Annotated in this window: 9 protein-coding genes; 7 read left to right on the top strand and 2 right to left on the bottom strand. The window is 42.8% G+C overall.

All coding sequences use genetic code 11. The features are described 5' to 3' along the window. Positions 1-5: 5 nt before the first annotated feature. The 7 genes from ACFQ1M_RS11840 to ACFQ1M_RS11870 all read left to right on the top strand — a co-directional run bounded on the left by ACFQ1M_RS11840 (position 6) and on the right by ACFQ1M_RS11870 (position 10124). Positions 6-1451, top strand: coding sequence for an Ig-like domain-containing protein (locus ACFQ1M_RS11840; RefSeq protein WP_386408456.1), 1446 nt, complete (start codon positions 6-8; stop codon positions 1449-1451). A gap of 15 nt (positions 1452-1466) precedes the next feature. Next, positions 1467-2306 carry a glycoside hydrolase family 16 protein gene (locus ACFQ1M_RS11845; protein ID WP_386408458.1) on the top strand — a complete coding sequence of 280 codons (840 nt, stop codon included), beginning with the start codon at positions 1467-1469 and terminating at the stop codon, positions 2304-2306. A 33-nt stretch (positions 2307-2339) separates the two neighbouring features. After that, positions 2340-4598, top strand: a complete 2259-nt coding sequence (locus tag ACFQ1M_RS11850; protein WP_386408460.1) for a carbohydrate binding domain-containing protein — start codon at positions 2340-2342, stop codon at positions 4596-4598. A gap of 129 nt (positions 4599-4727) precedes the next feature. Further along, positions 4728-6032 (top strand): glycosyl hydrolase family 17 protein, encoded by a 1305-nt coding sequence (locus tag ACFQ1M_RS11855; RefSeq protein ID WP_386408462.1) that lies wholly within the window; start codon positions 4728-4730, stop codon positions 6030-6032. Between the two features lie 91 nt (positions 6033-6123). After that, complete coding sequence (locus ACFQ1M_RS11860; protein WP_386410846.1) at positions 6124-7590, top strand: glycoside hydrolase family 30 protein; 1467 nt, start codon at positions 6124-6126, stop codon at positions 7588-7590. Between the two features lie 26 nt (positions 7591-7616). Further along, positions 7617-9182: an MFS transporter gene (locus ACFQ1M_RS11865; protein WP_386408464.1), complete on the top strand. Its 1566-nt coding sequence runs from the start codon at positions 7617-7619 to the stop codon at positions 9180-9182. A 51-nt stretch (positions 9183-9233) separates the two neighbouring features. Further along, positions 9234-10124, top strand: coding sequence for a glycoside hydrolase family 17 protein (locus tag ACFQ1M_RS11870; protein WP_386408466.1), 891 nt, complete (start codon positions 9234-9236; stop codon positions 10122-10124). Positions 10125-10151: 27 nt separating this feature from the next. On the opposite strand, the gene ACFQ1M_RS11875 is transcribed toward ACFQ1M_RS11870, so the two are convergent. Together ACFQ1M_RS11875 and ACFQ1M_RS11880 are read right to left on the bottom strand one after the other, a co-directional pair. After that, on the bottom strand, positions 10152-12950 hold the full coding sequence (locus ACFQ1M_RS11875) for a triple tyrosine motif-containing protein (RefSeq protein WP_386408468.1): 2799 nt from the start codon (positions 12948-12950) through the stop codon (positions 10152-10154). A 14-nt stretch (positions 12951-12964) separates the two neighbouring features. After that, positions 12965-14614: a solute:sodium symporter family transporter gene (locus tag ACFQ1M_RS11880; RefSeq protein WP_386408470.1), complete on the bottom strand. Its 1650-nt coding sequence runs from the start codon at positions 14612-14614 to the stop codon at positions 12965-12967. Positions 14615-14726: the final 112 nt, after the last annotated feature.

The following is a 14726-nucleotide window of genomic DNA, read 5'->3' on the forward strand; positions in this document are numbered from 1 at the left end:
AAAGTATGAAATACCCTAACTTGAAAATAGTGTTGACCTTAGGGGTGGTCGTCCTAACAGCAATCAGTTGTGAACGAGAGCTGTCCGACGAAGCCGTATTCGCGACATTCCCAAAGACAGGCGACATCTTTACAGATGCTCCCGTTGGTTTGGGCAGCGACTTTTACTTTCCCTTTCTGGGTTCTAAAGCAACCGCTTTTTCTGTCGATGAGTCCGAAGGTTATCAAAGCAGTGCATCGATACGAATAGACGTTCCCAATGCCAATGATCCCGAAGGGAACTTCGCCGGGGCAATCTTCAGAATAGATGGCGCGGGAAGAAACCTGACCGGTTTTGATGCCTTGACCTTTTGGGCCAAAGCTTCTCAGGGAGTTACTATAGGTGAGATCGGATTTGGACAAGACTTTTTAGAAAATAAATATCAAGTAACTAGAAATAACATAAGTCTAGGTACGAACTGGGCGAAATACGTGATTCCCATACCCGACCCTTCAAAACTTGTAGAAGAACGTGGCATGCTTTGGTATGCTGCCGGGGGCGTAGGTCCTGTAGGACAAGAAACAGGTTATACATTTTGGTTGGACGAAGTGAAATTTGAGAAGCTTGGCACTTTGGCGCAACCTCAGCCGAAAATTCTCTTCGGTGCAGACATCATTGAAGATACATTTCTTGATATCACCATTGAATTGGCAGGCCTCACGCAAACATTCAACACCGCATCTGGCCAGAATGTCACTGTAACAGCGAAACCTTCCTATTTCAATTTTGAATCTAGTGATATAGAAGTTGCAAGGGTCAGTGAGTTGGGCGTTGTAACGGTTGTCGATACAGGAGAAGCCACGATCTCTGCTACACTAGCTAACGTGGCTGCGTCGGGTTCTCTTGCGCTCAATGTTGTAGGGCCTTTCGACTCCGCTCCGGTACCTCAGCGTGATCCCAACAACGTGATCTCCGTATTCAGTGATGCATATCAAAATATCAATGTTGATTTCTTCAATGGCTTTTTTGGCGGTCAAACTACCCTTGGTGGCGCTATCGATGTTGCCGGAGATAATGTATTGCGTTATACCAACCTAAATTTTGTCACCACCCAATTCAGCAATCCAACTGTAGATGCTTCCGAAATGACACATTTACATGTGAATATCAAAGTAGAAGAACCCGTTCAAGGTGGAGATGCCATCGTTATTGAGCTAGGAGATTTTGGTGCAGATGGTGTTTTTGGTGGTCCGGGCAGTGACGACTCCGCCGGAGGAGCTGCGCCTATTGACAGTTCTACCTTGATAGCCGATCAATGGATCACGGTTGAGATTCCTCTTAATAGCTTTACCAATGGCACAGGAGGTGGATTCTCGGGGCTTAGCAGCACAAGTAATCTGGCACAGATAAGCTTTGTCTCAAGCAATGTCTCGTCCATACTCGTAGACAATATCTACCTATACAAAGAATAATAAAATCCAAGAGATATGAACAATTCATTTAAGTATGACAACATAAAGACCTTCTTGCACCAACCGTTTTTCCTGTTTATGTTCCTAGGCTTGTTGGGCTGCGAGACGGACGAGTCACAGACTGTCACCACCTTCAATACCCTGATCATGGCCGATGAGTTTGATACTGAAGGAGCGCCAAACCCCTCCCTTTGGAACTACGACATAGGAAGAGGTCCAAATAATGACGGTTGGGGCAATCAAGAACTACAATACTACACTGATCGTCCTGAGAATATTCGGGTTCAAAACGGATTTCTTCTAATCACCGCAAAGGAAGAATCTTTTGAAGGTTCCAATTATACCTCTGCACGAATTTTGACCAAAGGTTTGTTCGAACAACAATACGGACGTTTTGAAGCACGCATTCGGTTACCCTATGGAAAGGGATATTGGCCAGCTTTTTGGTTACTAGGATCCAATATAGATGAAGTAGGCTGGCCCCAATGTGGCGAAATCGATGTGATGGAGAATGCTGGAGCAAGTCCTACAGTAGTAAGTAGTGCCGTTCACGGGCCAGGGTACAACGCTGGTCTAGCGATCACTAAAAAATATGATTTTGAAAATGAACGCGTAGATACCAAGTTTCACATTTATGGCATAGAATGGAGCCCTGGCAATATCAACTTCTATGTGGACGATGTGCTCTACAACACCATAACTCCCGAAGATGTGACAGGAGAGTGGGTATTTGACAACGGTTCTTTCTATATCCTACTCAATCTTGCGGTAGGAGGCGTTTTTGATGGACCTCCTAATGCCGAAACCGTTTTTCCGCAGACCATGGTCGTAGATTACGTACGCGTGTATCGATAATAACAACAAAACTAAATTAACTCATAAGAAATCATGAAGCAATTGATCGAAAAAACTAAAATACTTTGCCTCTTCTTACTGGCCCTTTCCTTTTTGGGTTGTGAAGATGATGATGATGCAAATCTACCGCGAATCGAAGCCGCCTTTGCCTTTACATTGAATGCAGATACGGGTACCGTAGCGTTTCTCAACTTATCCTCTAATGCGGATAGCTATGTCTGGAACTTTGGAGATGGGACCTCTTCCACAGAAATCAATCCAATAAAAAGTTATGATACTGGCAACTATACCGTGACACTGACTGCCGAAAATGCTGCTGGAGCTTCCAGTAGCTTTGAGGATGAAATTATCGTCAACATTCCACTTCCAATAGGATTTCCAGTCAATTTTGACGACGTCAACGTCAATTACGACGTTTCCACCTTCGGTGGAACAAGTTTTGAAATTGTCGACAATCCAGATCAATCAGGCTCAAATACCAGCGCTTCAAAAGTGGGTGCTATCACCAATAGTGGGGCTTCCTTCGAAGGTATCTTCTTTGACCTAGGGACCGCACTGGATCTTTCCCAGCAAAAATCTGTGAGGGTAAATTTCTGGTCCAATACCCCAGTAGACGTTCTCTTAAAGCTCGAACAAGGAACTGGTGCCGATACCGAGACCACCGCAAGCCATGGCGGAACTGGATGGGAAGAGATCTATTTCACTTTTGACTCATCTGAGTCCTACACTAGATTCACCCTGTTTGTCGATGGTCCTGGAACAACGCCTGGTACATTTTATATTGACGATATATCGCAAATTGCTACCGAAGATATTCCATGTACGGACACACAATTGGAAATCCCGATAGACTTTGACTGTGAAGGTATCGACTATACCACCAAAATTGTAGGAAATGTGTCATTCATGGTTGTTGACAACCCTCAGCAGTCAGGGATCAACAGCGAAGCCACAAAGGTAGGACAGATCACCAATGTTGGAGCTAACTGGGAAAATGCCTTCTTTAATTTGGACACACCCATCGATTTTGCAACAGAACAAGGTGTAAGGATGAAATTATATTCTGATCAAGCATTACCAATTCTACTAAAATTCGAGGACGGGACAGAGGCTCCGGTCGAAAACCCACAGAATCACGGTGGAACAGGTTGGGAAGAATTGACATTTGTCTTCTCGTCGTCCGCATCGTATAATGATATGGTGATCTTTGTTGACGGTCCAGGTACCGCCGCTGGCACATTCTATGTAGACGATATCGAACAAGTTTCGGCAACACCACCGCCAACTTGTACCCCTGAAAGTTCAGAGAATATCGACCCTGCCGCAGGAGATATCAATTGGACATTCTTGACCAATGATGCCACCACCACCTTTGATGCCTTTGGAAATACTGCCGGCAGTATTGTGGCCAATCCGGTGATCGATGCGGTCAATGGTAGCTGCAACGTACAACAGTTCATAAAGACCAATGGTTGTCAAACATTTGCCGGTCTAGGGACCGAGTTGGCAACGGCGCTTGATTTTTCAGTGATCTCTAATAAAATATTTAAAATGAAGGTATTGGCAGAGACACAACTAACAGACGTGACCTTGCGTTTAGAACGCCTACCCTTCCCCGATACAGAACCCTCCCAAGATAGGGTTGCCAGTATCACCCAATTGGGCGCATGGCAAGAATTGACATTTGATTTTTCGGATGTGACCACGGGAACTTTTAAGAGCATGATCATTTACTTCGAGAGAAATGCAACCTGTGATGGCGATGTGTATTATTTTGATGACATACAACAAGTCGCAGGCGGCTCTGGATCTGGAAGTGGTTTGATCACCAACGGTGACTTTGAAACAGGAGATACCACCGGATGGCTATTCTTTGACAATGGCGGCTCTGCGATAGTTACCAACGAGGATCAGAACGGAGGTAGTTTTTCCGCCAAGATAACATCGGGACCCACAAATAACCCAGGCATAAAAGTAGAGCGGTTCGCGGCAGGGCAGGTATCTGCGGGACAGACCATAGAAGTTACCTTCGATTCTAGGGCTGAAGCTCTTGTAGATGGTGCTGTGATCAATGCATTCTTGTTCTCCGAGACCACCAATGGGGATCCCGCCACCTTGCATAACCTTGGCGCAGTGAGTACCGCCAATACTTGGAGTACAAATACGTTGTCTACGACCATCGGACCAGATGTCAGTGGTGGTATTTCATTGCTTATCGAAGTGGTCTGTGGAGGTGCGGCATCTTGTAATGGAGTAGTCTATATAGACAATGTCACAGTAAATGTTCAATAAGACATAATATTTTGAACACAAATAATGGGGCTAGCTCATGGCTAGCCCCATTTCAACAACAGCCATAATATGGCTAGATCTTTATCTATTTTCTCTCTTGAGTTGACCTTCGGATAAATTAACATATTGATGAAACGGACAATTAAATACATGATACAGATAGTCATTGGCACAATGCTCTTGATGCTACATCTTTCGTGTAAAGAGACGAAAAAGGAAAAAGGAATGTATCAGACCCCAATGGAAAAAGAAGTGACTGCAAAAGAGATTCTTGGTAATCCCAACTACTTGGCGATCTCATATGGAGGGTATCGACAGCAATCACGCGATGTGCAACCCACCATCGAGCAACTCAAAGAAGATATGAGGATCCTGTCTGCCATGGGCATAAAATTATTACGAACATACAATGTACAGCTACCGCAAGCTCCAAATATTCTAAAAGCGATTCGCCAACTGAAAGAGGAAGATGCCGGTTTCGAAATGTATGTAATGCTCGGAGCGTGGATCGATTGCAAGAATGCATGGACGCCTCTTCCCCCAAACCATCAAGAGGAAAGCCCCCAAAATGAAGAAGAGATCGCCAGAGCAGTTGCCTTGGCCAAGGAGTATCCAGATATCGTAAAGATCTTAGCTGTTGGCAACGAAGCCATGGTAAAATGGGCAGCGAGCTACTACGTGCAACCTCGGGTTATACTGAAATGGGTAAATCATCTCCAAGATCTAAAACTTAAAGGAGAATTACCAAAAGAACTCTGGATCACAAGTTCGGATAATTTTGCTTCTTGGGGCGGTGGAGAATCTACCTATCATAATAAAGATCTAGAAGAACTGATCAGCGCTGTAGACTTCGTATCGCTGCATACCTATCCGATGCACGATACGCATTACAATCCGCAATTTTGGGGTGTTTTGGAAGAGGAAGAACACTTGTCTTACACTGAAAAAATTGATAAGGCCATGACACGTGCTAGAGACTATGCCATTTCGCAATACCAAAGCACCGTCGATTACATCGAAAGCTTAGGCATCGACAAACCGATTCATATCGGAGAAACAGGTTGGGCCAGTGTCTCCGATGAATTTTATGGCCCAGATGGTTCCAAAGCGACCGATGAATACAAGCAAGCTAGGTATTATAAGGAAATGCGCGATTGGACCAATGCTTCAGGCATCACCTGCTTTTATTTTGAAGGTTTTGATGAACAATGGAAAGATTCACAAAATCCTGAGGGGTCGGAAAATCATTTTGGGCTTTTCACGATTGACGGAAAGGCGAAGTATGCCTTATGGCCATTGGTGGATGATGGTGTGTTTAAGGGATTGAAAAGAGATGGAAATCGCATCGAAAAGACCTATAATGGCAATAAGCAATTAATGATGAGCCAAGTGTCCTTGCCTCCCACGAAAAAGATCTTGGTCTCCACCCATTAAAACCGATTACCGATTAACCAATAGCCCGTAAGATGGCACAAAACCAAAAAATGAAATGCTCAATAGAAATTTGATAATACCATTGGTTGCTATGCTTATTGCTTGTGAAACAGAACAAAGATTAGAGATAGAGGTATATGAAACTTCAGCCGGAGGAAACAAACTCACCAACATCAACGAATTTGCAACGGCGCATACCAATTCTCAAATAAGGATATTACCTGAAGAAAAATACCAGCGGATCACCGGATTTGGGGGGTCATTTACAGAAGCTTCAGCTCATCTGCTAAATCAATTGAGCCAAGAAAATCGAAAGAAGATCATCGATGCTTACTTTAGTGAAAGCGGCGCTCGATATTCACTTACCCGTACCCATATAAATTCGTGCGATTTCTCGTTGAAGAACTACTCGTATGCTCCCATAGCAGATGATATGGACCTGCAACACTTTTCAATAGAGGAAGATCTTCAAGATATCATTCCCTTCATAAAACAGGCGATGAAAACCTCAAAGGATGGATTTAAGATCGTGTCCTCTCCCTGGACCGCGCCTCCGTGGATGAAGGACAACAATGATTGGGTGGGTGGTAAGTTACTGCCTAAATACTATGATACATGGGCGCTGTTCTTTGCAAAATATATTGATGCCTACAAACAACAGGGTATCGATATTTGGGGGCTTACAGTTGAGAATGAGCCGCTAGGCAACGGAAATAATTGGGAGAGTATGCATTTTACCGCAGAGGAAATGACAGCATTTGTGCAAAATCATCTCGGCCCAAAATTAGAAGCTGAAGGTAAGGGCGATATAAAGATCTTGGGGTATGACCAGAATCGCGAACATTTAAAACATTGGGTCGATACGATGTTTGCGAATGAGGCTAGCTCAAAATATTTTGATGGAACAGCAATTCACTGGTATGCCAGTACCTTTGAGGTGTTTCCTGAGGCATTGCAATATGCACACCAAAAAGCACCAGAAAAGTATCTAATACAAACTGAGGCATGTGTTGACGCCGAAGTGCCAAAATGGAAAGACGATGCTTGGTATTGGCGCAAAGAAGCAACCGATTGGGGTTGGGATTGGGCGCCCGAACACGAAAAACCGCTACATCCAAAATACGTTCCTGTATTTCGCTATGCCCGCGATATTATTGGATGTCTTAACAATTGGGTAGATGGTTGGATCGATTGGAATATGGTTCTAGACAAACAGGGAGGGCCTAATTGGTTCAAGAACTGGTGTGTGGCACCGGTGATCGTGGATCCAGAAAAGGACGAGGTATACTTTACCCCTTTATATTACACCCTAGCCCATTTTAGTAAATACATACGCCCTGGAGCAGTGCGTATTGGATTTGAGAATTCTGATGATTCGTTAATGGTCACAGCCGTTAAGAATCCTGACAACTCTATTGCAGTGGTGATCTTCAACCCTGAAGAAACTGTAAAACACTTTCAGCTAGAACTGGGTGAAAAAAAGGTGAACATAAAAATAAGTGAAATGGCTCTTCAAACCATCGTGATACCAGCAGTTAATTATAAAATAGACCAATGAATCCAACAATCATAACACACTAGATCATGTCACACTACAAAACCGCCGCCAAAGATAAAGTCCCTGTGGGGCAAAAAGCAGCATTTGGCGCAGGCCATTTCATACTGAATATTTTACCAGGAACCCTAGGAGTTTTTATTCAATTCTTTCTTTTAACCGCTTGGGGGGTCGATCCTTTATGGGCGGGCCTTTTAGGTGGTTTGCCAAGAATCTTTGACTCGATAACGGATCCGATCATGGGTTTCATCTCGGACAACACCAAGTCTAGATGGGGGCGACGTAGACCTTACATCTTCATCGGTGCTATCATTAGTGGTATTCTCTTCTTCCTAATGTGGCAACTGGATGACGACGCCTCCCAATCATACATTATCTGGCACGTTATGGTGCTTCAATTGCTATTCCTAATAGGTAATACCATGTTTGCCACGCCCTTGGTAGGTCTCGGCTATGAAATGACATCGGATTATAACGAACGAACTCGTTTAATGGCGTTTTCCAACACCATGGGTCAAATTGCTTGGATGATCGTCCCTTGGTTGTATGTGATCATTCCCGATACAAATACCTTTAACACGCAAACAGAGGGTGTCCGAACCATGGCGCTCATTGTTGGCGCCCTATGCATCGTTTTTGGGATATTACCTGCGCTCTTTTGCAAGGGTATTGATGCGTCACATATGGAAAATAGAAAAGAGATCAATTTTAGGACGCTTGTTGCCAATTTGAAGGACCTACTTGCGGGAATAGTCCAAGTTTCGAAGAACAAGCCTTTCATGAAATTATGTGGCGCCACCTTTTTAGTTTTTAACGGATTTCAACTCGTGGCAGCATTTGGCGTCTTTATCATCGTATTCTATATGTACAATGGCAGCTATGAGCAAGCAGGCACATGGCCTGCTTGGTTCAACACGATCAATGCGATCATCACAGCATTCATTGTCATCCCAATTATTTCTAGAATGGCCAATAAATGGGGCAAGAGAAAAGCCTTCATCATTTCTACTATTTTATCTATCGTAGGATACTTGTTAAAATGGTGGGGATTTGATAAAGAGCTGAACAGTGAATTTAGCCAAACAGGCTTGGGAAAATCCCTGAATTCTGGAATAGGGACCATCTTTGAATCATTGAATCCAGTACTGGAGAAGATAGGTATGTCTTGGTTTAGTATCGATCCAGGTAGTGAAATACCTTGGCTCATATTTGTACCCATTCCATTGTTTGCCTTTGGTATGGGCGGGCTATTTACACTGATGATGTCTATGACCGCTGATGTTTGTGATTTGGACGAATTGGAAAATGGAATGCCAAGGAAAGAAGGAACTTTTGGAGCCATTTATTGGTTGATGGTGAAGATAGGCCAGTCTATAGCATTGGTCCTTGGAGGATTGATCCTAAGCATTGTTGGCTTCGACCCTAACACTACCGAACAGAGTCTTGAGACGATGAACAACCTTCGGATCGCCGATATTGTGGTTCCATCTGTCACAGCGGCGCTCGCTGTATGGGTCATGTGGAAATATAGCCTTACAGAAGACAAGGCAAGAAAAATCAAAGAAGAATTAGTTGCACGAAGAGGAGAGCTTTAAAGCTACATTGCTTTACGTTAGAATTTTTATAACCTTTAAGAAACTAGAAAGATGTCATCAATTAGTGGAAACCAACAACCAACCCTAAGAGGCTACGACTTCTCGGATATGACCGAAAAAGACATCCGAGAACTATATAACAGAATTTTGGCGCAAGGGATGCACGGCCTTTGCTTTAGTGCCTATCAAGAAGGGCAAAGTCCAGGCATAATATTACCTGAATCGCAGATACAGCGTCGAGTAGACATCATGAAACCTTATATGAAATGGACGCGTTCGTTCTCATGCACAGAAGGTCATGAGCATATTCCTCGGGCGGCAAAAAAGTTAGGTATCAAGACGATGGTCGGTGCTGAACTTGGAAAAGATAAAGACAAAAACGAAAAAGAAATTCAAGGGCTTATCACATTGGCCAAAGAGGGCAATGTTGATATAGCTGCGGTTGGCAATGAGGTACTACTTCGCGAGGACCTGACCGTCGATGAGATCATCGACCACATCCGCTATGTCAAAGAGGCCATACCTAAGCATATCCCTGTAAGCTATGTGGATGCCTATTTTAAGTTCACCGTTTATCCAAAACTTACCGATGCCTGCGACATCCTATTGATCAACTGCTATCCCTTTTGGGAAGGTTGCCATATTGATTATTCCTTGCCGTATATGAAAAATATGTATTACCAAGCCTTGGCTGCTGCAAAAGGCAAGAAAGTGATCATTTCTGAGACAGGGTGGCCTAGTCAGGGTACCAATTTTAAAGATTCACATCCTAATGGCATCAATTTTATGAAGTATTTTATAAATGCCCAAATGTGGTCCAAGAAAGATAATATCGAGATGATGTATTTCACGTCATTCGATGAATCTTGGAAAGTAGCCGCAGAAGGAGATGTGGGTGCCTATTGGGGGATTTGGGATAAGTACGAGAAGTTAAAGTTTTGATATTGGTGCATACCTAAAAGCCTAGGTTTATATGGCAAGAATATACTCTACCAAGCTATTTTCGTGTTGAAGCTCCATTTTTTTTCTCAATCTATAGCGTTTGATCTCTACGCTTCTAACCGATATATTAAGGAGGGGTGCAATCTCTTTCGAGGAGAGGTTGAGGCGCAAATAGGCGCATAAGCGCAAGTCGTTGGGTGTTAAACTTGGGTGTTTCGTCTTTATTTTCTTGAGAAAATCCTTATCTGCATTATTAAAGGCCTCTTCAAAGAATTTCCAATCGTCCGTGTTATTCAAGTTCTTATCGATAGTTCTGATAACGGAACTCACTTTTCTATCCGCATCGATGTTTTTAAGTTGATCCTTTATACTGCTTAGGAACTGGTTCTTCTTTACCAAGCTCATGGTAGAGATCGCAAGTTCCCTATTCTTGTTATCTATATCCGCCGTCAGTTGTTTGTTCTTGAGTTCGATGATCTCGCGTTGACTTTCCAATTCTTTCAATGCCAATTCTTTCTGACTCTTCATCAATATTCGCTCTCGCTGCTTCCTGTAATATCGCTTATAGAAATTATGGATCACTAAAGACAGTGATATGAGCAATAGCGAGTAGATGACGATGGCAATATTTGAAATATACCACGGCCGTTGAATTACAAAGCTATAGCTTGCTATATTCTTTGAGATCTTATTGCCGATCTTTGCACGTACTTCGAATGTGTATTCGCCATGTGGTAAATTTTCGAACTGTGCTTTGGGCTGTGTACTCCAATCGCTCCATTTATCATATAGTCCTTTCAGTCTATATTGAAATTCGGTGATGAGATATTTCTCGTATTCTGGTACGTTGTAATTGAATTCTATATGATTCACTTCAGCTTTGAAGGTTCCGACTTCAGCAATAGGAAGATGCTTCATTACCCCTTGTTTTATAAGGTTTAGCTCAATGGTACTAAGGCTTACGCGATAGTCAAACTCTCGGTATTCATTTAGGTCAACGGTCAAATAGCCATCAGAGGTTCCGATCAAATATCGCTCGCCATCGAGGTGTTGAATGTTATCATAACCTGCGATCGGTTTGATCAAACTATAAGGAAATGAAACTCGATTTACCTTGAGCTTCTCACTTAGTTGAGACTTTGACAGATAATTGGCATTGTTCTCGGTGAACATCCAAAGTTTACCTGTTTTATCCGCGATCAATTTTCCTGAAGTATATGCATCACTTCTAATGACGCTGCTTGCTATACTATCCAGTTCAAAAGCTAAAGTGGTATTGTTATACACGAAAATACCATCCCTAGAGGCGTAGTATATCTTATCATAGAAGCTCACAAGTGAAGAGTTCGCTCCCTTTCTTACTATCGAATCTTTATATACGCTTTTGGCTTCGGATAAGGATTCATTGGGCAAAATTCTAAAGACACCCTTATATTCATGAGAAACGAAGATTTCATTTGTTGGTCCTACCTCAACAAATCTTGACGAATTATCAAACCCTGCGATCTTATTTCTAAGTCTCAATCCTTTGTCGTACTGCTCTAAGATATAAAGTCCGTTGTATGTTCCCTGTATCAAGACATTTTTATCACCTGGGAAGTTATTCACAGACCATGTGCCGGCGATATCGACCATATTCTCGGCACGATCCTTCTCTATGACGAATGTCCCAGAATCATGACCACAGATCAACTGATCGTTATGAATCCCCAGATACCACACCTGCCCTTTTGTCCCTTGAATGAACGTAAAGGTTTCATTGCTTGTCATTCGCCTATAGAATAAGCCCTGATTGGTACCCAGGTAGAGATTACCATTTTGTATCGCAGCAGCGTAGACACTTCCCAATTCTCCATTCTTGTCATAATAGATCCTTAGCGGGGAGGCGTTGTTGATACAGTCGATACCATTATCCAATCCCAACCATAGATTATCGTTTACATCTTGGAATAGGGACAGCACCGTATTATTGCTAAGGCCATTCTTTCGGTCTAATTCATATGACAGATCGCCGTCATCATCTATATAAAATATACCGTTCGAAATAGTTCCTAAAAGATATCCGCCCTCTCTTAATGCGATTGCGCTATAAATACTTGCAAACCGCAATTTACTATTGGACAAAATATCCCATTGTTCAAGACCGTCTTCCTTAAGATAATGAAATCCCTTGCTCTGTGTTAAGATCAGCTTGTCACCATTCTTGGAGAATATATTGATGATCCGCTCGTTCTTCAATAGATCGTTGGAGGCTATCAATTTGCGCTCTCCACTTTCTATTTTATAAAGTCCCTCTCCCAAAACTTGAAAAAGAATCTCTTCTCCCACTTTGAAAGCTTTGGTGATCACATTTTCTGATGAGATGCTGTTAAAGCTCTTGGTCTTTCGGTTGTATAGATAAATGCGGTCTAGCGATTGGAAGAGCATCCATTCCTCATGTGTTAGAATATTCCAAAATTCCTCATCTTCTACCATCGGAATATCCAAAGCTTTGCTCAGCGACGTATAGCGAAGTTTTCCGAGTTTGTCCTTTTGCCAAAATCCAAATTCCATGTAGGCGCCAGTATAGATACGGTCCTCTACCACCTTTACCGAACGTATGATGGTTTCGTTTGGGGATGGTTCTAAAAGCCAACGCGCACCATCGAATGACAAAAGACTTTTATTATTGGCAATATAGACGGTACCATCAACATGCTGAGAGATCATCCAATTCTGATTTTCACCGCCGTATTCCTCGGTGGTGTAGTTTAAGATTGGAGGATATTCTTGTGCTTTGAGAAATCCGCAAAGACACAAAATGAAAATGGTGAAATATTTATACATAAACTCTTATTACATCAAGAGAAGTAAATATATACTGCGATGACAATTGCGCAAATCGCAAGACCTGCTATCTTGGTGTATTTCCAAGGCGTGATGTCTACCTGCTGGGTATATTCCTGAACATATGCTTCTTTTCGCGGCCTTATCGCCCCGATGATCAACATGATCAGCACATTTGCCACAAAGAGGATCGCCATAACATGCAAGAAGTGTGGATAGGCCTCGGCCTCTACCAATGACAAAGCAGCCTGGTCTGTTATCCCGTTCGCAGAAGCCTCCTTCAATGCGTTTTCTACAAAATATGGCTTCATGATAAACTGACTTAGAATATACAATGCCGATCCAGAGACCACTCCGATCTTCGCTGCGATAGCAGGTACTCGCTTGGTGAGATAACCAACTACTATGATCGTAAGAATAGGAATACTGTAAATACCATTCACTTCTTGCAAGTACTCGAACAGACTTCCAGCATTAGCAATGAGCGGTGCGATAAGCATGGCTGCCACTGCCAGAATGATCCCGAATATTTTCCCATACTTGACGGTGGTCCGCTCGTTGGCCTCTTTGTTGATATGCTGCTTGTAGATATCGATTCCAAATAGGGTAACGGAACTGTTTAGCACACTATTGAAGGAACTGAGAATAGCTCCAAACAACACGGCAGCAAAAAATCCGATCAAATATGGTGGCAGCACCTCATTGACCAATCTGGGATAGGCCTCGTCTGCATTTTCCAAGCCTCCTTCAAAAAGATGCCATGCGATAATTCCTGGAAGTACGACGATAAGCGGCCCTAAAATTTTGATAAAGGACCCCAAAAGCAGTCCTTTTTGCCCTTCCTGAAGGTTTTTCGCCCCTAAGGCCCGCTGAATGATCTGTTGGTTGGTGCCCCAATAAAAAAGCTGAACCAACATCATTCCAGTAAAGATGGTTGCAAATGGAACGGAATCCGTGACTTTTCCAATGGAATCAAATTTTTCTGGGTTTTCACGCGTAAGAATGTTCAACCCTTCAAAAATACTTCCATCTCCTATTGTCATCAATCCAAAGACAGGAATAAGGATTCCGCCGATCAATAGACCTATGGCATTGATACTATCCGATACGGCAACAGCTTTAAGGCCACCAAATACCGCATAGATCGATCCAATAATTCCAATTCCCCATACACAGATGACCAGCGCCTGTAATTCGCTCACTTGCAACATTTCTGGCACATTGAACATCCCGCTTATGGCGATCGACCCCGAATATAAGATGGTTGGTAATAATACCACCACATATCCTGTTAGAAAAAGTGCTGACGTGATGGTCTTGGTACTCACATCAAATCGACTTGCCAAAAACTGGGGCACGGTTGTCAAGCCTCCTTTGAGATATCTAGGAAGCAGAAATACCGCAGTGACCACCATGGCAATAGCCGCTAGTGTTTCCCAAGCCATGACCAATATTCCTTCGGAATATGCATTTCCGTTAAGTCCAACAATTTGTTCGGTTGATAGATTGGTAAGCAACAAGGAACCGGCAATAACACCAGCTGTTAAGCTACGTCCCCCTAAAAAATAACCATCTGAAGATTTCTCGTCGGTCTTTCGGGTGGCATAATAGGAAATAATGCCCACCAAGGCCGTAAACCCGACAAAGGAAAGAATTCCAATCATAATGTATTTAGTTTAGTTGATTCCTATAAAGATATCAGTTTCAAGTTAAATGAGTCTTTCTTTTTAAAAAGATCGTATAGGTGCTGTATAGTTTTTCTGAAAAATCCCTAAC

Source organism: Sungkyunkwania multivorans (assembly GCF_042675645.1).
Classification (GTDB): Bacteria; Bacteroidota; Bacteroidia; order Flavobacteriales; family Flavobacteriaceae; genus Sungkyunkwania; species Sungkyunkwania multivorans.